Source organism: Sinomonas sp. P10A9, from assembly GCF_041022165.1.
In the GTDB taxonomy this organism is placed as follows: Bacteria; Actinomycetota; Actinomycetes; order Actinomycetales; family Micrococcaceae; genus Sinomonas; species Sinomonas puerhi.
In genome coordinates this window covers 2,104,914-2,123,498 of record NZ_CP163302.1, presented here as the reverse complement: position 1 = coordinate 2,123,498, position 18,585 = coordinate 2,104,914, and the positions used below count along the sequence as shown (strand labels likewise).

General features: G+C 71.1%; 15 protein-coding genes. 8 read left to right on the top strand and 7 right to left on the bottom strand.

The genetic code is table 11. From position 1 onward, the window contains the following. Positions 1-30: 30 nt before the first annotated feature. Together AB5L97_RS09665 and AB5L97_RS09660 are read right to left on the bottom strand one after the other, a co-directional pair. Positions 31-1,542: an arylsulfotransferase family protein gene (locus tag AB5L97_RS09665; protein ID WP_369047321.1), complete on the bottom strand. Its 1,512-nt coding sequence runs from the start codon at positions 1,540-1,542 to the stop codon at positions 31-33. Positions 1,543-1,647: 105 nt separating this feature from the next. Continuing rightward, positions 1,648-2,667, bottom strand: coding sequence for a YeiH family protein (locus tag AB5L97_RS09660; RefSeq protein ID WP_369047320.1), 1,020 nt, complete (start codon positions 2,665-2,667; stop codon positions 1,648-1,650). A 71-nt stretch (positions 2,668-2,738) separates the two neighbouring features. Here AB5L97_RS09660 and AB5L97_RS09655 point away from each other — a divergent pair, with 71 nt between their 5' ends. From AB5L97_RS09655 to AB5L97_RS09645, 3 genes are all read left to right on the top strand, one after another. After that, positions 2,739-3,626: a LysR family transcriptional regulator gene (locus tag AB5L97_RS09655; protein ID WP_369047319.1), complete on the top strand. Its 888-nt coding sequence runs from the start codon at positions 2,739-2,741 to the stop codon at positions 3,624-3,626. 4 nt (positions 3,627-3,630) lie between these two features. After that, a complete protein-coding gene (locus AB5L97_RS09650; protein WP_369047318.1) occupies positions 3,631-4,560 on the top strand; it encodes a hypothetical protein in 930 nt (309 codons plus the stop codon). A 69-nt stretch (positions 4,561-4,629) separates the two neighbouring features. Continuing rightward, complete coding sequence (locus tag AB5L97_RS09645; protein ID WP_369047317.1) at positions 4,630-5,304, top strand: peptide deformylase; 675 nt, start codon at positions 4,630-4,632, stop codon at positions 5,302-5,304. Positions 5,305-5,315: 11 nt separating this feature from the next. Here AB5L97_RS09645 and AB5L97_RS09640 read toward each other — a convergent pair whose 3' ends face one another. After that, complete coding sequence (locus tag AB5L97_RS09640) at positions 5,316-7,334, bottom strand: S9 family peptidase (RefSeq protein WP_369047316.1); 2,019 nt, start codon at positions 7,332-7,334, stop codon at positions 5,316-5,318. A 42-nt stretch (positions 7,335-7,376) separates the two neighbouring features. On the opposite strand from AB5L97_RS09640, the gene AB5L97_RS09635 reads away from it, so the two are divergent. Then, positions 7,377-8,285, top strand: coding sequence for an SAM-dependent methyltransferase (locus AB5L97_RS09635; RefSeq protein WP_369047315.1), 909 nt, complete (start codon positions 7,377-7,379; stop codon positions 8,283-8,285). Here the strand turns inward: AB5L97_RS09635 and AB5L97_RS09630 are convergent. Next, positions 8,263-8,952: a YczE/YyaS/YitT family protein gene (locus AB5L97_RS09630; RefSeq protein WP_369047314.1), complete on the bottom strand. Its 690-nt coding sequence runs from the start codon at positions 8,950-8,952 to the stop codon at positions 8,263-8,265. The two genes, AB5L97_RS09635 and AB5L97_RS09630, sit on opposite strands and share 23 nt — an antisense overlap. A gap of 61 nt (positions 8,953-9,013) precedes the next feature. On the opposite strand from AB5L97_RS09630, the gene AB5L97_RS09625 reads away from it, so the two are divergent. From AB5L97_RS09625 to AB5L97_RS09610, 4 genes are all read left to right on the top strand, one after another. After that, positions 9,014-10,411 (top strand): PLP-dependent aminotransferase family protein, encoded by a 1,398-nt coding sequence (locus AB5L97_RS09625; protein ID WP_369047313.1) that lies wholly within the window; start codon positions 9,014-9,016, stop codon positions 10,409-10,411. Between the two features lie 151 nt (positions 10,412-10,562). Next, positions 10,563-11,027: an NfeD family protein gene (locus AB5L97_RS09620; protein WP_369047312.1), complete on the top strand. Its 465-nt coding sequence runs from the start codon at positions 10,563-10,565 to the stop codon at positions 11,025-11,027. 49 nt (positions 11,028-11,076) lie between these two features. Further along, on the top strand, positions 11,077-12,249 hold the full coding sequence (locus AB5L97_RS09615; protein WP_369047311.1) for an SPFH domain-containing protein: 1,173 nt from the start codon (positions 11,077-11,079) through the stop codon (positions 12,247-12,249). A gap of 147 nt (positions 12,250-12,396) precedes the next feature. Beyond that, a complete protein-coding gene (locus tag AB5L97_RS09610; protein WP_307958264.1) occupies positions 12,397-12,741 on the top strand; it encodes an RNA polymerase-binding protein RbpA in 345 nt (114 codons plus the stop codon). A 76-nt stretch (positions 12,742-12,817) separates the two neighbouring features. Here the strand turns inward: AB5L97_RS09610 and AB5L97_RS09605 are convergent, their stop codons facing one another. From AB5L97_RS09605 to AB5L97_RS09595, 3 genes are all read right to left on the bottom strand, one after another. After that, complete coding sequence (locus tag AB5L97_RS09605) at positions 12,818-13,552, bottom strand: polyprenol monophosphomannose synthase (protein WP_307958263.1); 735 nt, start codon at positions 13,550-13,552, stop codon at positions 12,818-12,820. 360 nt (positions 13,553-13,912) lie between these two features. Beyond that, positions 13,913-15,544: an amidohydrolase gene (locus tag AB5L97_RS09600; RefSeq protein WP_369047310.1), complete on the bottom strand. Its 1,632-nt coding sequence runs from the start codon at positions 15,542-15,544 to the stop codon at positions 13,913-13,915. Between the two features lie 31 nt (positions 15,545-15,575). Next, positions 15,576-18,584 carry a DEAD/DEAH box helicase gene (locus tag AB5L97_RS09595; protein ID WP_307958261.1) on the bottom strand — a complete coding sequence of 1,003 codons (3,009 nt, stop codon included), beginning with the start codon at positions 18,582-18,584 and terminating at the stop codon, positions 15,576-15,578. Position 18,585: the final 1 nt, after the last annotated feature.

The following is an 18,585-nucleotide window of genomic DNA, read 5'->3' as shown; positions in this document are numbered from 1 at the left end:
CCTTGGGCACGTCGGTCCGGGGGCACCAGCCTACGCTGCGATGACGGCGGACGTCGCGAGGACGTTGCCTTTCGCGTCGAGCGCCTGGACGGCCACGTGGCCGGCCGCTGCGACGGCCGCGGTGGTCTCGAAACCGCGCTTCTTGACGACGGCCGCCTCGGCGAGCGCCTCGGCGTCGTTGCCCGCGAGGAATCTCCAGCTCGCCACTTCGGTGGCGCCGTTCCAGCTCGCAAAGGCCTGCATGGTCGAACCGTTGCCCTGCACGACGGCGACGTCCGGCGGAGTCGTCGGCGTTGCGCTCCAGGCATGCCGGTAGGCGCGGTAGCAGCCGCCGCCGATCCCGGTGGCTTCGGAGACCGCGGTCCCGTCCGCGGCGAACTCGGTCGCGGCCGGATCGGATCCCCATCCGACCACGTAGTGGCCGTTGTCGAGGAACTGGACATTGCCCATGGCGTTCCCGCGGTGGCCGCCCCGCTCGAGGGCCAGCTTGAGGGTGACCGTCCGGGCGGCCTCGTCGACGTTAAGGAGGAGCCCGCGGGAGGTTCCCGTGGTGCCGTCCTTGTAGTGGTTGTCGAACATGCTGACGACCCCGCCGGACCGCTGGCGCACGTCATGCTGCCAGGCGAATGCCGCGTCCGCTGGAATCGTGAAGTCGCTCCTGGACCCCCCAAGCCGCCACACGATGTCCCCGCCCTGCCCGACGAGATAGGCGGTGTGGGTGTGGCGCGCCGAGACGAGGTAACCGTCGGGTCGGCGGTCCACGGAGTTGATGTGGAAGGGATCGAACGCCTTGTCTGAGGTCGTGCCGTTCGCGGCGGCGTCGTCCGAGGGCTTGACGAACGATTCCGAGAGGGGGATGTGGGCCGACGCGGTCCAGTCGAACAGGAGCGCACCCGTGGGGATGTCTACCTCTTGGACGTGGCAGTCGTACATGTAGCCCGAGGCGGGGCCGCCCACCGAGGACAGGTCCGCCTTGACCGTGGGATACGAGGTCATGAGTGCGGTGCCGGCCTGAGTGAGGGTGAACTCGTGGAGGTCGGCCTTGAGGCCGGCGCCCGCGGAGAGCTGGGCGACGGTCCTGTACGCGGTGTCCTTAATGACGCCAATGCCTTCTCCATGGCCGCCGATCCCCTTGCCGCTCCAGTAGGTCAGGACGGGCTGTCCCCGATAGGTCTGCACGCGGAGGTCGGTGACTCCCGCGCCCGTCGGCTCCATCCACACAGGGGCGCCCGTGTTATCCATGATGAGGCCGTTGGTCCCGTGCCCCATGGGCCCCGTGAACAGGAGGCCTGCTGCGGTGGAGGCGTCGGTCCAGACACTCACGTGCGGCGCGGTGAGCTTGGTGCTCGTGAACGTCCGATCTGCAATCCCGGTAGTGCCTGCCGACGCGGACGCGGACGCCGACGGCGTGGGGGTCGAAGCAGCGGCCGCGCTCGGCGGCAGCGGGAAGATGCTCGAACGTGCAACTCCTGCCCCGGCGACGGCGCCGACGACGGCGAGTCCAGCACCCTGGATGAAGTGGCGACGGCTGACCTTGATCATGCCTCCCACGGTAGGAACGGCATCTATGACCTTGAGTGCGCCCAGCTGTGATCCAGCTGAGGATGCGGTCACCCTCAGCCGGTTTCCAGACTTGGTTCCGAGCGATCAGGCCACCACGAGCGCTCCGGCGAGACCCACCGCAGCCACCGCGAGGGTTGAGCCGGCGGCGAGCGCGAACGTCCGTCCGCCCCGGGCAACGATTGAACGGATCCGCACGCCCGCTCCCAGCCCGAGCATCGCCGTCGTGAGCAGGAAGGTCTGCAGGCCCGAGGTCGCTCCGAGCACCGCGGGGGGCACAGGAACAAGGGTGCGGACAACCACGAGCGCGATGAACCCGAGCACGAAGATCGGCACGAGGGGTGGCCGCTCGCCGCTTTCCGTGCCTTTCTTCCGCATCTGCCACGACAGGGCGGCGGCGACGGGCGCGAGCATGAGCACCCGCGCGAGCTTGACGGTCACCGCGATGGCCAGCGCTCCTCCGCCGAGGAGCCCACCTGTGGCGACGACCTGGGCAACCTCGTGCACGCTCGCGCCGGCCCACACCGCCCCGGTGCGGACGTCGAGCCCGAGGAGCCCTGCGAGGAGGGGGACGGTGGGGATCATGAGCGTTCCGAAGAGGACCACAAGGGCGACGGCGGTGACCGTCTCCTCCTCATCGGCCTCGACGACCGATTCGACGCCGGCAACGGCCGCCGCCCCGCAGATCGAGAAGCCGCAGGCCACGAGCAGCGCCTGGCGGCGCGGCACCTGCAGGAGCCGTCCGAGCAGCAGCGTCACGGCGATGCCCGTTACCACCACAAGGACAGCGAGCGCCGGGATTCCCCACCCGAGATCCGCGAGGTCCCGCAGCGAGAGCTGCAGGCCGAGCACCACGATGCCGAGTCGGAGCGGGACCCGTCCCGCGACGGCGAGGCCTGCGCCGAGGCTCGCCGGCAGGAGCCCCAGATTGCGCGCTGCGATGCCGAGGACGATCGCGACGAGCAGCGGGCTCAGCCCAGGGACGGCTGTGCCTGCGGCAACGGCGGCGCCGGCCCCCACTACGGCGACTGCGAGGCCCGGCAGGACTCGGCCGGCGCGGGACGTCCCGCGCGTTTCGGGAGGGGTCACGGGACGTACGGATGCCATGGTTCCATGGTCTCGGCGCACACGCGGGGCCAGTAGACGGCAATCGGGCATGTACCCCATATGCTGACGATATGACCGTACGTGACTGGGACCTTCGGCATTACCGCTTCCTTGCTGCCCTCGCGGCCGAGGGGAGCATTGGCGGGGCGGCCCGGACCACGGGTATGGCCCAGCCGAACGCGTCGCGGCTGCTCGACCAGATGGAGCGATCCGCAGGATTCCCCCTCGCACGGCGCACGCCGAGGGGCACCATGCTCACGGACCGCGGTCGGGTTGTAGCGGGACTCGCGGCCGAGGTGGCCGAGGCCGCGGAGAGCGTGGCCCGCTCGGTGCAGGCCCTCGAGGGAGGGCGCGGGGCGCTCCACCTCTGCGCCTCCCTCACGGTCGCTGAGCACCTCATGCCCGGGTGGCTCGCCACCGCGCAGCAGCGCCTTGCCGGCGTCACCACGACCCTCGACGTCGGCAACTCCGACGAGGTCTTCGACCGCCTGCGCACGGGCGCCGCGGACCTGGGCTTCGTCGAGGGCCCCACCGTCCAGACGGGCTTCCGGTACCTCGAGGTGGGGCGTGACGAGCTCGTCGTCGTCGTGCGCCCCGACCACGCCTGGGCGCACGACGGCGGGGTCTCGCCACAGGCGGTCGCCAGGGCCGGGCTCGTGGTGCGGGAGCCGGGTTCCGGCACGCGGCAGACCGCCGACCTCGCCCTCGCGCCTTTCGGCGCCGGCGACCGGTTCGAGGTGGGCAGCAATGCGGCCCTCGCGGCCAGCGTCGCCGCCGGGCTCGGCCCCGGCGTCGTGAGCCGCCTCGCAGTCCAGATGGCCATCCGCGCCGGCCGCCTCGTCGAGGTGCCGACTCCGGGCCTTCGGCTCGGACGCGTGCTGCGTGCGGTGTGGCGCGCGGGGAGCCCCCTCGAGCCTGCCGCGCAGGAGTTCCTCGGCATCGCGGTGGCCGTACCCTAAGGGCATGTCCCCTGCCACGACCCCTGCACGCACGCTCGGCGTGCTTGCACTGGCTGGCGCCCTCTGCCTCGGAGGATGCTCTGTCACTGCGGCCCCGAAGCAGGCGTCGAACCCGCCAGCGTCCACATCCCCGTCCTCGGCTTCTCTCCCCCTCGCCGCCGCGGTGGACCAGTTCCGGGACGGCTACGCGAGCGGGACCATCGTCCTCCAGCTCACGGACACGGGCGGCGCGCCCTTCACCGTGGTGCGTGCCGAACTCGACGATCCGCGCTTCGCCGGCGGAACCGTCTGGACCGGTTCCACGGACTTCACCACGGGCCAGACGACGAGCCTTCCTGCCGTTGCCGCAGCGCCGCGGTGCTCGGGGCCCGGCGGAACAGCATCGGCTGGGATCGCGGACCCGTCGCCCGACGGCGCACCCTCCGTCGTCGTGCGCCTCGCCGACGGCACGGGGGCCCGTGTGGCGGCCACCGATCCGCACGGCGTGCTGGCCCGGATCCATACGGAAGGGTGTTTCGCCGCAGCGGTGGCCTCCGTCGCGGCCCTGCGCCTCGACGATGAGCTCACACCGGGGCCGACGAATGGAACGGCCGTCCTGACGCTCCGCGTCGAGCCGATCCCGGTCGCGACCCCTCCCCACTCCGTCAGCGCGCTCACGCTCTCGTCGGTCGGCGGGACCACGCTGCTGGACGAGGATCCGGCCCAGCCGTGGCCACGCGGCGTCGTGCTCGCGCCGGGGAAGACGGTCCGTCTCGCGGTGCGTCCCGCCCGCTGCGATCCGCACGCAGTCGCCGAGGACAAGGTGGGCACCTTAGTTCCGCTCACCGTTGCGATGGGCGGCGCCTCCGGCGTCGTCAAGGTGGCGGCCGCGACGGCACTGCGCGCGGCGATCTACGCGTTCGTCGCCTCGGCGTGCGGCTGGTCTGCCGGCTGAGGCCCGACCGGTCAGACGGCGAGACCGGGAACACCACGCAGACCGCGCGGGGCACCCTAGGCTTGGCCTATGAGTTCCGCATCCTCATCGTCCGTATCCGCGGCGGCACCCGCGAGCGACTGGTCTGCCGCGCGCATCGCCGAAGCCGCCGCCGAGATCGTTGCCGGGGAGCAGTTGCCCGCGATCGTCCAGGCCGGACACCCCGTCCTGCGGACCCGTGCCGTGGCGTTCGATGGCCAGCTCGACGCCGAACTGCTGGATGCGCTCCTGACCATCATGCGCCGCACGATGCACGAGGCACCGGGCGTCGGCCTCGCAGCGCCCCAGATCGGCCTGCCGCTGCGGCTCGCGGTACTCGAAGACACATGGGCCGCAGACGAGGAGATCGCGCACACCCGCAGCCGGGAGCCGCTGCCGTTCGTCGCGATGGTCAACCCGGCCTACATCCCAGTCGGAGACGGGCGAGCAGAGTTCTTCGAGGGCTGCCTCTCGGTGCGCGGCTACACCGCCGTGGTGCGCAGGCCCGACCGGGTGGAGGCACGCTGGTCCGCCCCGGACGGAGCGGCCAGGGCCGCGGAGTTCCGCGGCTGGCAGGCCCGGATTGTCCAGCACGAGACCGACCATCTCGGCGGAACCCTGTACCTCGACAAGGCCGAGGCGCGCTCCCTGTGCGCGAACGAGGAGTACTCGGCCCGGTGGGCCCAGTCCACACCCGAACATGCCGCCCGCGCCCTGGGCTTCTGAGCCGAGGCGCCCTAGCGGAGGTACTGCCCGAACCACCGGAGGATGTGCTCGAAGCGTGCCTTCCGATGGTGCGGCGTGCCGGAGCGGGACATCTCATGGTTCTCGCCCGGAAAGACGAGCAGTTCGGCGTCGACGCCACCGAGTCTGAGAGCCGTGTAGTACCGCTGCGCCTGCTCGATCGGGCAGCGCCAGTCTTCCTCGGAGTGGACCACGAGCGTTGGCGTGCGCACGTCGCCGACGTGCGCCATGGGGCTCTGCCTCTCCATCGCCGCGGGGTCCCAGCCGGTGTACTCGCCGGGGAAGAACCACCCGATATCGCTCGAGCCCACGAAGCTGAGCGGATCCAGGAACCCGCGCTCGACAATCGCCGCCTTGAACCGGTGGTCGTGGGCGATCGTCCAGGCCGTGAGGTATCCGCCGTACGAGCCGCCGAGGATCCCGAGCCGGCCTGCATCGAGCAGGGGGAACGCGGCAAGCGCGGAGTCGAGGAAGCCGAGCACATCCTCGAGGTCCACGGTGCCCATGCGGCCCTTGATGGCACGGGCGTGGTCCTCGCCGTAGCCTGCTGCGCCGCGCGGGTTGCACATGACGACGCCGTACCCGGCGCCCGCGTAGACCTGCGCCTCGTCGAACCACGCGCCCGTGTACTGGGCGAAGGGTCCGCCGTGGATCATGAGGAGCGCAGGATGCGGCCCCTCCCCTGCGGGCAGCACCACCCAGCCGTGCACGTCGCTGCCGTCGGCACTCGTGCCGGTGAACTCCCTGGGCGCGAGCGGGGCGCCGGCGCTGCGCAGCGGCGCGTTGAGATCGGTGATCTTCACGGGGCCTCGGCCTTCGGCGAGCCGATAGAGCTCGCCCGGCCCCTCGGCGTCGCCCGCTGAGAGCACGACGGCGCCCCCGGCCTCGCCGATGCCGGTCACCACGAGCGGGGCCCCAGTCAGTTCCTCGCGGCGTCCCTGGGCGTTGAAGGCCAGCAGCTGCACGGAACCGCGTGTGCGGCTCAGGACGAGCGCCCGGCCGTCGGACGCGACGCGCAGGGCACCCGGGGCCTCGCCCAGGTCGTCGCCGTCGGGCGTGAGCCGCACCGTCGCGCCGTCGTGCGGGGTGTGCCAGAAGAGGTGCGAGGGCCGCCCGATGAAGTCGGTGCCCGAGTCCCCGAGGGAGGAGGCGACCACGAAGACGCCGGAGCCGTCGGCCGCCTCGGCGACCGACAGCACTGAGGCGGCCGCGGCGGATGGGAGATCCAGCGCCTCACTCGGGCCTCCACCCACCGGGGTGCGGACGGCCCGCCGGACCAGGGTGTCGACCGCCGAGGGGTCGAAGCCCGAGACCGTGTAGATCCAGGCCCCGTCGGCGCTGAACCCCGGTTCCGCGTGGTCCACGGTGCCGTCCGTGAGCTCGCGCGACTCGGGCAGACCTGTCTCCGGCGCGGGACTTTCGGACTTCCCGGCGCCGGCGGTCTCGGCCGCGGCGGCCCGCCCTCGCGCGGCCACAAACGGCTCGGCGTCCAACCGCGGCACCTCGAGGACGAACAGCCGCGTGCGCTGGTCGCCCGTGTACCCGACACCGTTCATCCGGTAGTTCAGGTCTCGGATGAGACGGGGGTCCTCGGCACCGGGACGGACGCCCTCGGTGGATCCGTACCGCCCGGGCTCGGGCACGCGCGCGGTGTAGGCGATCAGCGCGCCGTCGTGCGAGAAGGCGAACTGCGAGACGCCGAGCGGGGCGTCTGTGAGGAGGCGAGCCTCGCCCCCGCGGGCATCGACGACCGCGAGCTGCGGCCGGCCCTCCGGCTCGGCCCGCAGGAACGCGAGGACATGGCCGTCGGGCGAGTACGCCGGAGCGGTGTCCCGGAATCCGCGCGTCAGCAGGCGGGCCTCGCCGCCGTCGAGCGGCACTTCCCAGACCTGGCCAACGGCACTGTCGGCTCGGAAGTCAGGGCGCGTCACGGCTACTGCGCAGCGGTCCGCGGCGGGATGCACGGCGGGGGTAGACAGGGAACGGATGAGGTCCACGTGTGCGGGAAGCATGAAAGGGATCCTATGCATTCGCACGCCGATACGATGGGAGCCGTGCTCACCGACGCCCTGGACCTCCTGATCTGCCCCCACTGCGGCACCGACTGGGACCCTGAGGCGAGCGGGCCGCGGACGCTCGTGTGCGCCGAGGGGCACCGGTACGACGCCGCGCGGCAGGGCTACGTCAGCTTCCTCACGGGCCGCGGGACCGGGTTTACCCCCGATACCGCCGCGATGGTCGCGGCGCGGGATCGGTTCCTCACGGCTGGCCACTACGCGCCCATCGCGGAGGCCCTCGCCGAGGCATGCGGTCCGCTCCGCGAGGACGCCGCCCTCCTCGACGCGGGCGCGGGAACGGGCTACTACCTGGCCGCCGTGCTGGGCCTACGGGGCACGGCGGCGGTCGGTACCGCGGCAGTCGGGGCCGCGGCAGTCGGGGCCGCGGCAGTCGGCAGCGCGGACGCGCGACGGCGCCGCGCCGTTGCGCTCGACCTCTCGCCCCACGCGCTGCGCCGGGCCGCCAGGCTGCCGGGTGTCGCCGCCATCGTGTGGGATCTGTGGCGTCCCCTCCCGCTCGCGGCCGCAAGCGTAGACGGCGTTCTGGACGTCTTCTCTCCGCGGAACCTGCCTGAGTTCGCGCGGGTCACCAGACGTGGTGGGCTCCTGTGCGTGGTCACGCCGCTGCCCGGGCACCTCGCCGAGCTCCGAGAGAGGCTGCCTCTCCTCAGCGTCCCGGAGGGGAAGGCCGAGGCCCTCGAGCACACGGCGTCGAACGACTACGAGCCGGTCTCCCGGGTACCCCTCGAATTCCCCCTCGCCCTGTCCCCCGGCGCCGCGGCAGACCTCGTCCAGATGGGCCCGGCAGGCCACCACACGGACCGCGGGGAGCTCGAGCGGCTCGTCGGCGGCGAGACGCTCAATGCCACGGCCGCGGTCGAGCTCAGCGTTCTCCGACGACGCTGATCCCCGCCTGCTCGGAAACGCCCGCTGCAGGGCGGGACAGCGCCGGGGCTGAGCCGGTGTCGACGGCGAGCTCGACGCGCAGCACCCGCATGGCGACTTGGATGAGCGGGCCGATCCCGAACGCGAAGACGGCAGTGCCGATCCCCACCGTGCCGCCGAGCAGCCAGCCGACGAGCACCACCGTGAGCTCGATTGCCGATCGCACCACCCAGACGGCCTGGCCTGTGCGGGCGACGAGGCCCGTCATGAGCCCATCCCTCGGACCCGGGCCGAGTCCTGCCCCGATGTACAGGGCGGACGCCACCGCGAGGAGCGCGAGCCCGCCGCCTAGTGCGGTGGCCTGCCATGCGAGGTCATGGGCCGCGGGGGTCCACGCGAGCCCCAGATCCGCGAAGACGCCGATCAGCAGCGTGTTCGAGAGGGTGCCCCAACCGGGTCGCTGACGGATCGGGATCCAGAAGAGGAGCACGACGACGCTGACCACCACCGTCGTGGTGCCGAAGCTCAGCCCGCTCACCCGGGCCACACCCTGGGAGAGCACATCCCAGGGGGACGCTCCGAGGCCCGAGCGCAGCAGCATCGCGATCGCCAGGCCGTAGAGGAACAGGCCGGCGTAGAGACGGACGAGCCGGACGGATAGGCGGCGGCTGACGAGGAAGGACTTCATGCGGTCCATCCTGACGTCAATTGGCCTCGTTCAATAGAGCCAATTCGGATACGGTGGCCTCATGGCCAGCATCACATCCCAGCGCCTCGACGCAATCCTCGGCTCCTGGGCCGGACGGGGACCCGCCTACTCCGAACTGGCTGAACGGCTTCGGCTCCTCGCCCTCGATGGCCGCCTTCCCGACGGGACGCGCCTCCCCGCCGAGCGCGATCTTGCCCGTACGCTCGGGCTGTCCCGAACCACAGTTGCGGCCGCCTATGCCCGCCTGCGCGAGCTCGGATGCCTCGACAGCGTGCGGGGATCCGGCAGTTACATCGCCCTCCCGGCTCCTCCGCCCGTCGCGGCCCCGGACGAGACAGGGATCCTCGACCTTACGAAGGCAGCCATGCCCGCGGCGAGCATCGTGGGTGAATGCATCGGCCGTGCAGTCGAGTCGCTGGGCCCCGAACTCGCGCGGTCCGGCTACGAGATCCTCGGCCTTCCGCGCCTCCGGATCGCCGTCGCAGAGCACTTCACCCGCCGCGGCCTGCCCACCGAACCGGATCAGATCATGATCACGAACGGGGTCCAGCACGCGATCGCCCTCCTCGTGCGGGCGGTCGTGTCCCCGGGCGACCGGGCCGCCGTCGAACAGCCCACGTATCCCCACGCCATGGATGCCCTTCTCGCGGCGAAGGCCCGGCTCGTCCCGCTCCCTGTGAGCCCCGAGGGCTGGGACCTCGACGCCGCCGCAGCTGCCTTCCGCGCGGCCTCGCCCGTCCTGGCCTACGTCATGCCGGACTTCCACAACCCCACCGGCGCGAGCCTCGATACGGCGGGGCGCGAGCGCCTCGCACGGCTCGCAGGACAGCACCGGATGCTCCTCGTCGCGGACGAGACCACTGCGCTGCTGGACATCGCCAGGGGCCCGCGCCCGCCGCTCGCGGCCTTCGCAGGATCGACCGTGACGCTGGGGGGCCTGTCCAAGCTCGCGTGGGGCGGACTCCGGGTTGGCTGGATCCGGGCGCCCCGTACGCTCGTGGGCAGGCTCGCACAGGCGCGCACCGGGCTCGATCTCGGCACACCCGTACTCGAGCAGCTCATCGGCGCCGAGCTGCTCGCACACGAGGACCTCCTCGTCGCCGAGCGCCGGGCCTGGCTGGGCGAAGGCCTCGCCGCGCTCACCACCGCACTCTCCACGCACCTCCCGGAGTGGACGGTGCCGGTGCCCGACGGGGGCATGGCAGTCTGGGCGGACTGCTCGCCGCACTCGTCCTCACGCCTCGTCATGGCGTCGAGGGCCCATGGCGTCGCGCTGACCGCGGGTCCGCGCTTCGGCGTCGACGGCGCCTTCGAGCACCGGCTGCGACTGCCGTTCACTGCCCGCCCCGACGAGCTTCGCGCCGCCGTCGAAGCGCTCGCCCAAGCAGCGGGCGATACCTCCACCGGGCCCGCGGCGGCACCCCTCGTGGCCGTCTGAGGTTTCGCCAGGAGGGGTGCCGCTACTGGCGTCATGGAGGGGTGCCCCCTCCCGCGGCAGCGGTTGCACAACCGCAACCGCCGTGACAGGTACGGGCGGCGTGAGCTGGGCTACTGTGGGAGCAGGAGTCCGCTGCGTCAGGAGGGACGGGATGGACTGGTTCGAACACAACGCCTGGATGGTATGGCTCGTGCTGGCACTCGTGCTGGGCGGGATCGAGATGCTCAGCCTCAGCCTCGTCTTCGTCATGCTCTCCGGCGGCGCGCTCGCGGCTCTCGTGACGGCGCTCCTCGGGGGACCTGCATGGCTCCAAGGGCTCGTCTTCGCCCTCGTATCGGTCGCGATGATCGCCTTCGTCCGTCCGGTCGCGGGCAAGCACATGCGCCCCGGCATCGAGGACGCCCGCACGAATGTCGACCGTCTTCTGGGTGCGTCGGCCACCGTCGTCGAACCCGTCGACGCTGGACGCGGCCTCGTCAAGATCGGCGGGGACGTGTGGACCGCGCGCGCCGAGAGCGGCGAATTCCTTCCCGGCGACGTGGTGAAGGTCGTTGCGATCGACGGCGCAACCGCAGTCGTAGCCCCCAGCGGCACCATCTCGCCGTACAGAAGCTAGCCCACCTGCAGCAAGCACTCCACCCACAACAAGCACTAGGGGGAAGTCCATGGACGCCGGAAGCATCCTTCTGTTCGTCGTCGTCATCGTCATCGTCCTGTTCGTCGCCACCGTCCTCGTCCGCTCGGTGAGGATCATCCCGCAGGCGCGCGCCGGCGTCGTCGAACGGCTCGGCAAGTACCAGCGGACGCTCAACCCGGGCCTGACCATCCTCATCCCGTTCGTGGACCGGCTCCTGCCGCTCCTCGATCTCCGCGAGCAGGTCGTGTCCTTCCCGCCGCAGCCCGTCATCACCTCAGACAACCTCGTCGTCTCCATCGACACGGTCGTGTACTTCCAGGTCACGGACGCGCGCGCGGCCACGTATGAGATCGCCAACTACATCCAGGCGGTCGAGCAGCTCACCATCACGACGCTCCGCAACGTCGTCGGCGGCCTCAACCTCGAAGAGGCGCTGACCTCGCGCGACCAGATCAACGGCCAGCTCCGGGGCGTCCTCGACGAGGCAACCGGCCGCTGGGGACTGCGTGTCTCGCGCGTCGAGCTCAAGGCCATTGAGCCGCCGCACTCGATCCAGGACTCGATGGAGAAGCAGATGCGGGCTGAGCGTGACCGACGCGCCCTGATCCTGACCGCGGAGGGCACCAAGCAGTCGGCCATCCTCACCGCCGAGGGCGAGCGGCAGGCCCAGATCCTCAAGGCCGAGGGGCAGGCGAAGGCCGCCGTCCTGAGGGCTGATGGCGAGTCGCAGGCCATCCAGAAGGTCTTCGAGGCCATCCACCGAGGCGACCCGGACCCGAAGCTGCTCGCGTACCAGTACCTCCAGACGCTCCCCAAGATCGCCGAAGGCACCTCGAACAAGCTCTGGATCATCCCGAGCGAGGTGGGCGAGGCCCTCAAGGGCATCGGCGGCGTGATCGGCAACGTCGGGCAGGGCGGCGCGGGACAGGGCCAGACGGTCGGCGCTTCGGCAGAGCGCGCCGAGGCGGGCGCCACGGTCGCCCTCACCGGTTCTGAGCCCAACAGCCTCGAGGCAGACGCGCGGGCCTTCGAGGAGGAGGCGGCGCGCCGCTCGGAGCTCGACGCCGAGGCGGAGCGCATCCTGCAGCACCATGCCGGGGTCACGAATCTGGGCGGAGCCGCCGACATCCCCGACGTCGACGTGCCGGATCTCGAGATCCCACCGCTGCAGGACCCCCCGAGGGACCAGGGTCCCGCCTGACGAGCGCGGCGCGGCCGGGGCCGCCTATAATGGAAGGTCGGTTGACCGGACATCCGTGACGCGGCCGCGGGAACACCGCGTCCGGGGCACGCGTTGGCATATGCGTCGGACTCGTGTCCGCGTCCGGCAGAACGTGAGGGAGTAAAGATGAGCGACCGCAGCCTGCGCGGCATGCGCCTTGGTGCACAGTCCATGGAGACGGAGGCGGGTGTCGAGCCTGCACCCCGCCAGCGCGTCGAGTACCGGACCGAGGACGGCGAGCAGGTGTTCGTGATGTTCTCCTCCGAGGCCGAGATCCCGCCGGTCTGGAGTTCGAAGACCGGCAAGGAGGCGTTCCTCGTCGACGGCGAGAAGCCCACGGACTCCAACGAGAAGGCCGTCCGCACCCATTGGGACATGCTCCTGGAGCGCCGCTCGATCCCCGAGCTCGAGCAGATCCTCGCCGACCGCCTCGAGGTCCTGCGCAGCAAGCGCGGCGAGCGCACCAGCTGAGGCCAGCGCGCTGACAGACGCGAAGGGCGGGAACCGTTGAGGTTCCCGCCCTTCGCGTCTGTCGAGCGCGCTGTGTCTAGCGCTGTGCGCGGTGCGTCAGCTGGCGCCAGCGATCTTCGAGCCCCCACCTCGTCACGTTGACCATGGCCTCGACTACGATGTTGCCGCTCATCTTGGAGGTGCCGAGCTCACGCTCGACGAAGGTCACGGGCACCTCGACGACCTTGAGCCCCATCTTGGCCACGCGCCATGCCAGATCCACCTGGAAGCCGTAGCCCTTGGACTCGATCGAGTCGAAGTCGAGCTTCTCCAGCGTCGTGCGGCGGAACGCCCGGTAGCCTGCAGTGATGTCGCGCAGCTTCAGCCCCAGCATGAGCCGGGCGTAGGTGCTGCCCGTGCGGGAGATGAGCTGGCGGTAGAACGGCCAGTTGACCACCGAACCGCCCTTGACCCAGCGCGAGCCGATCACAAGGTCCGCACCGTCCTCGACGGCCGCGAGGAGGCCGGGGAGCTGCTCCGGACGGTGGGAGCCGTCGGCATCCATTTCAACGACCACGTCGTAGTCGCGCTCTAGGGCCCAGCGGAAGCCCGCGATGTACGCGGCGCCGAGGCCTTCCTTGCCCTTGCGGTGCATCACGTGGACCTGGGGGTCCTCCGCAGCGATCCGGTCCGCGAGGGCGCCGGTCCCGTCGGGGCTGTTGTCATCCGCCACGAGCACGTCCGACGCCGGCACGGCAGACCGCAGGCGGCCGAGGGTCTTGGGCAGCGAATCGAGCTCGTTGTACGTCGGGATGATCGTGAGGATGCGCACGAAGGGCCTTTCGGGGCTTTGGTCAAAGCGCGCCTCAGAGGCGCGAATGCCCATTATAGCCAGCCAAGGAGTAGACCCGCCGCGCCGGGACATGAAGGCCGGCGGGCCCGTACGCCTTCGGGCCAGTCACGCGAGGCCGGCAGCTGGTCGGTCCCCCGGACTGTTTTCTACTGACGCACGGGCCTGCCCTGATGCCTTGATCCCCCAAGGTGCTGGGCGAACCGGGCCTCCCGCGGGCTCTCACAGCCCGATGTCCACGATCCTACGGCGTCAGACACAGGTGTCAACCACTCGTTCATCTGGGGTTTCTCCAGTCTGCCCAGATGGGAGCGCGAGCGGCGGGCGGCGACCAAAAAAGCCCTATTCCACGGGGAATTGTTCGCTGCGGAAGAGCAATCGCCCCTCATGGACGGTCTCGAGGCACTCGGGAAGGCTCTCCGTGTCGAGGGCGGGCAGGAGGGGCGTCCGGGCCCGGGGATCGGTGCTCCAGGCCTGGACGCGCTCGTCGGCCACCTGCACCATGAGCTCGTCCGCGCGCCACACCGCGAAGCTGGCCGGCGCCCCGGGCACGAGCTGCCCCATGAGCGGGTTCGGATGCTTGACGGCCCTCCAGCCAGCCCGTGTGTGCCCGAGGAACGCCGCGCGGGCCGATATGCGCTGGGCGGGATCCGAATGCGTCAGGCACGCCCGCACGCTCGCCCACGGGGACTGCGCGCAGACGGGTGAGTCCGATCCGAAGGCGAGCGGCACTCCGGCCGAGGAGAAGCGGAGGAACGGGTTCATGCCGGCATGCCGCGCCCCGAGGCGCTTCTCATAGAGTCCTCCGGGTCCGCCCCACGTCGCGTCGAAGAGAGGCTGGGCGCTGACCGTCACCCCGTACTCCGCCAACGCAGCCGCGTCGGCATCGCTGGCCATCTCGACGTGCTCGAGTCGATGCCCCGCCGCACGCACGGCGGCCGTGCCGACCTGGTCGGCGGCCCGCCGTAGTCCTTCGAGCGCGAGCTGCAGGCCGGCGTCGCCAATCACGTGGAAGCCGCCCTGCACCCCGATCTCGGACACCGCCGCAAGGTGCGCGGCGATCTCGGACGCACCCAGGAACGCGCGGCCGCGACTTCCGGGAGCGTCTGCGTAGTCCTCGCTGAGCCGCGCCGTGCGGCTCCCGATCGAGCCGTCGATGTTGAGATCGCCTGCGAGGCCACGGACCGGAACGCCGAGGCCGTCGAGAACGGAGCGGGCTTCCTCGGCCGTCCCGACCGCCTGCCCCCAATATGCGAAGACCTCGGGGCCGTCCGCTGGGTCGCGTCCGAGAAGGAGCTGGAGGTCCCTCAGGCCCGCCAGCCGGGGGCTCGCCTGCTCAACGAGCGCTACGTACCCGCGCGACGCCGCGTGGGAAAGGGCCCGGGAGTGGGCGGCGACGATCTCGTCGTCGTCCACGGGCCGTGTTGCCTCCAGCGCCGCGTACAGCGCATCGCCCACCACCCGCGCACCGTCGGTGCCCGCGGCGGCGCCGATGCCGGCGGCCTCGAGGACGGCGGGCGAGACGAGGGCCGAGTGGGCGTCCACTCGCTCGAGGATCGCCCTACGACCGCCGGCCGCCCGGCCGACCTCCGCGGCGTCTGGGAGCGCAGGATCGTTCCACGTCGCCTCGTCCCACCCGAAGCCGCGGAGCACGGCATCGGGCGGAAGATCGCGTGACCCGCGCTTGACGCCGTCGAGCAGCTCCGCGGCCGATCGCACCCTAGTCAGGTCGACCGACGCGAGTGCCGTCCCCGTGTCCCCCACGTGCACGTGCGAGTCGACGAAGCCCGGGGCGACGAGGGCGCCGTCGAGGTCGACGATTGTCATCCGGTCGTCGGCAATCGATGTCGCGGCCTGCTCCGAGCCGATCCACGCGACGGTACCGCCGTCCACGAGCATCGCGGACGCGAAGGGATCGGCGGCGGAGTAGACCGAGCCGTTGCGGTAGAGGGTGAGCTTGCGCTCATCGGACATGGAGGTATCCCCGATCTTCTGGTCTTGGTTTCTAGTCCGACACGGCCGAGTACGCGACCACACCACGGCGGAGCAGGCCGATGGACTCGTGGCAGAGCCTCGACAGCCTCGGCTCGAGGCCGGGCACGTCGGCGAGCTGGTCGAGCAGGTCGATGACCTGGCGCACCCAGCGCACAAAGTCGCCGGCGGCGAGCTCGGTGCCCGACAGGACATTCTGCAGGTCACGGCCCCGGGCCCACTTGTAGATCGGCCAGACGAGGCCGAAGTCCGGCTCGGACGTGCGCGGGAGGCGGTGCTGCTCCTCGGCGTCCTCGAGCTGGGACCACTCGCGCAGCACGACGTCCACGGCGACGTCGAGCGAGATGCTCGGCATCTTGGGGGTGAGGCCTCTCTCCTCGCGCTTCGCGTGGTAGACGAGCGTGCTCACGAGGGCCGCGATCTCCGCGGCATCGACGTCGTCGAACGCGCCACCGCGCAGGGAGAGCGCCGTCAGCATGTCCTTGTCCCCGTAGATCCGACGCAGCTGCTGCCCCGCCGGCGTGACCGCGAGGCCGTCCGCGCCCCTTGCGAGGCAGCCGTAGGACTCGAGGACCTCGCACACGCGGTCGAACGTCTTCGCGATGGTGTTGGTGCGGCCCTGGATCTGCTCGACGAGGCGGTCGGTCTCGCGCCGGAGCTTGATCCAGCGTTCTGCCCAGCGGGCGTGCTCCTCGCGGTCGGCGCACCCGTTGCACGGGTGAGCGCGCAGCTGGCGACGGAGGTCGGTGATGCGCTGCTCGGAATCCTGGTACCCGCCGGCGAAGGCGAAGTCGCGCCGTGAGCGCCGGGCGCGTGCACCCTGTTCCGGGCCCTCGAGCCGCACGCGTTCGACGGCGTGGTGCAGCGATGCGGCGAGGTCACGACGGTCCTTCGGGCGCTTCGCGTCGAAGTGCTTGGGAATCCGGATCCGTGTGAGCGGCTCAACCGGGCCCGCGACGTCGTGCAGGCCGATGCGCCTCAGATTCCTGTCGAACGTGAGCACCTGGGGGCGCGGTTCCCTCGCGTTGGTGTCCGCGTTGAGCACGACGGCGCTGCCAGCAAGCCGCCCCTCGCCGATCTCAACGACGTCCCCAGGGACGAGGCGTGAGAGCGAATCCACGGTCATGGCCCGCCGTGCCCGGCCGGCCTCGCGGGAGGCGGATTTCTCGGCGTCATTGAGCTCCTGCCGGATCCGGGAGTACTCGGTGAAGTCCCCGAGATGGCACGTCATCGCCTTCTCGTAGCCGGCGAGGGACTCCTCCCTGCTGCGGACCTGCCGCGCGAGGCCAACAACGGACCGGTCGGCCTGGAACTGTGCGAACGAGCTCTCGAGGATGTCGCGGGCCCGCTCGCGGCCGAACTGCGCCACGAGGTTGATGCTCATGTTGTAGGTGGGGCGGAAGCTCGAGTTCAGAGGATAGGTGCGGCGCGATGCGAGCCCCGCCAGGGCGGCTGGGTCGAGCCCGGGGCGCCACTGGACCACTGCATGGCCCTCGATGTCGATCCCGCGCCTCCCGGCCCGGCCCGTGAGCTGGGTGTACTCGCCCGCAGTGATGTCCACATGGGCCTCGCCGTTGAACTTCTCGAGCTTCTCGATCAGCACGCTCTTCGCCGGCATGTTGATGCCGAGAGCGAGCGTCTCAGTGGCGAAGACGACCTTGACGAGGCCCGCGGCGAAGAGCTTCTCGACCGTCTCCTTGAACGTGGGGAGCAGGCCCGCGTGGTGGGCGGCCAGTCCGCGCTGGAGACCGTCACGCCAGGCCCAGAAGCCCAGGATAGGCAGGTCTGCGGGGGGGATGTCCGCGGCCGCCGCCTCGACGGCGGCGCTGATCTCCGCCTTCTCTGCCGGCGTCGTGAGGTCGAGGCTCGCGTCGAGGCATTGCTGGACCGCGGCCTCGCAACCCGCGCGGGAGAAGATGAAGTCAATGGCTGGCAGGAGGCCGCGGCGCTCGAGTGCCTGCACCGTCTGCGGCCGGCTCGCGCGGGTGCCCGGGAGCGGTGGAGCATCACCGGGCCGGCCTGTCCGTGGCGACTGCTTCTCGCCGCGTTGGCGCTCCTCGCGCCGCCGGGAACGACCGCCATGGCCGAACCGGCCGCGGTACAGCTGCTGGGACTCGCGGCGCGCGAGCTCGGCGAGTTCGGGGTTGACGGCCGTGAGCTCGGAGACGGTCGCCTCGCTGCGGGGCGCCGGTGGCCTCGCCGCGGGCACGGACGACGCCGCAACGCCCCCTTCGCGGGGGGCGTCCCCGTCAGGCGAGCCGACCCCCCCGGGTGACACGCCGCCGTCGTGGTCGTGGACGTCGGCCAGATCCTCGAAGGACTGCCGGGTTGCGAAGAGGTCGACGAGCTGGCGTCCGACGAGCACGTGCTGCCACAGCGGAACGGGGCGGTGCTCGGAGACGATGATGGCGGTCTCGCCCCGGACGGTGTCGAGCCACGCGCCGAATTCCTCGGCGTTGGAGACCGTCGCGCTCAGGGAGACGACCCGGACCGCGCGCGGGAGGTGGATGATGACCTCCTCCCACACCGCGCCGCGGAAGCGGTCGGCGAGGTAGTGGACCTCGTCCATGACCACGTAGCCGAGATCAGTGAGCGTGTCGGAGTCTGCGTAGAGCATGTTCCGCAGGACCTCGGTGGTCATGACCACGACAGGGGCCTCGCCGTTGATACTCGTGTCCCCCGTGAGGAGCCCCACTCGGTCCACGCCGTGGACAGCGCACAGCTCGGAGTACTTCTGGTTCGAGAGCGCCTTGATGGGGGTCGTGTAGAACGCCTTGAGCCCCTGGCTCAGGGCCAGGTGGACGGCGAACTCGCCGACGATGGTCTTGCCGGCCCCGGTGGGCGCAGCCACGAGCACGCCGCGCCCTGCCTCGAGTGCCTTGCAGGCCTCGACTTGGAAGTCGTCGAGCGCAAACTCAACCGTCGCGGCGAAGGCGCCCAGCTCGGTCTTGGCGAAGGCCCTCCGCCTGGCATCCGCCGCATAGCGTTCGGCGGGCGACATACTCTCGGCGGGGGTGGACATG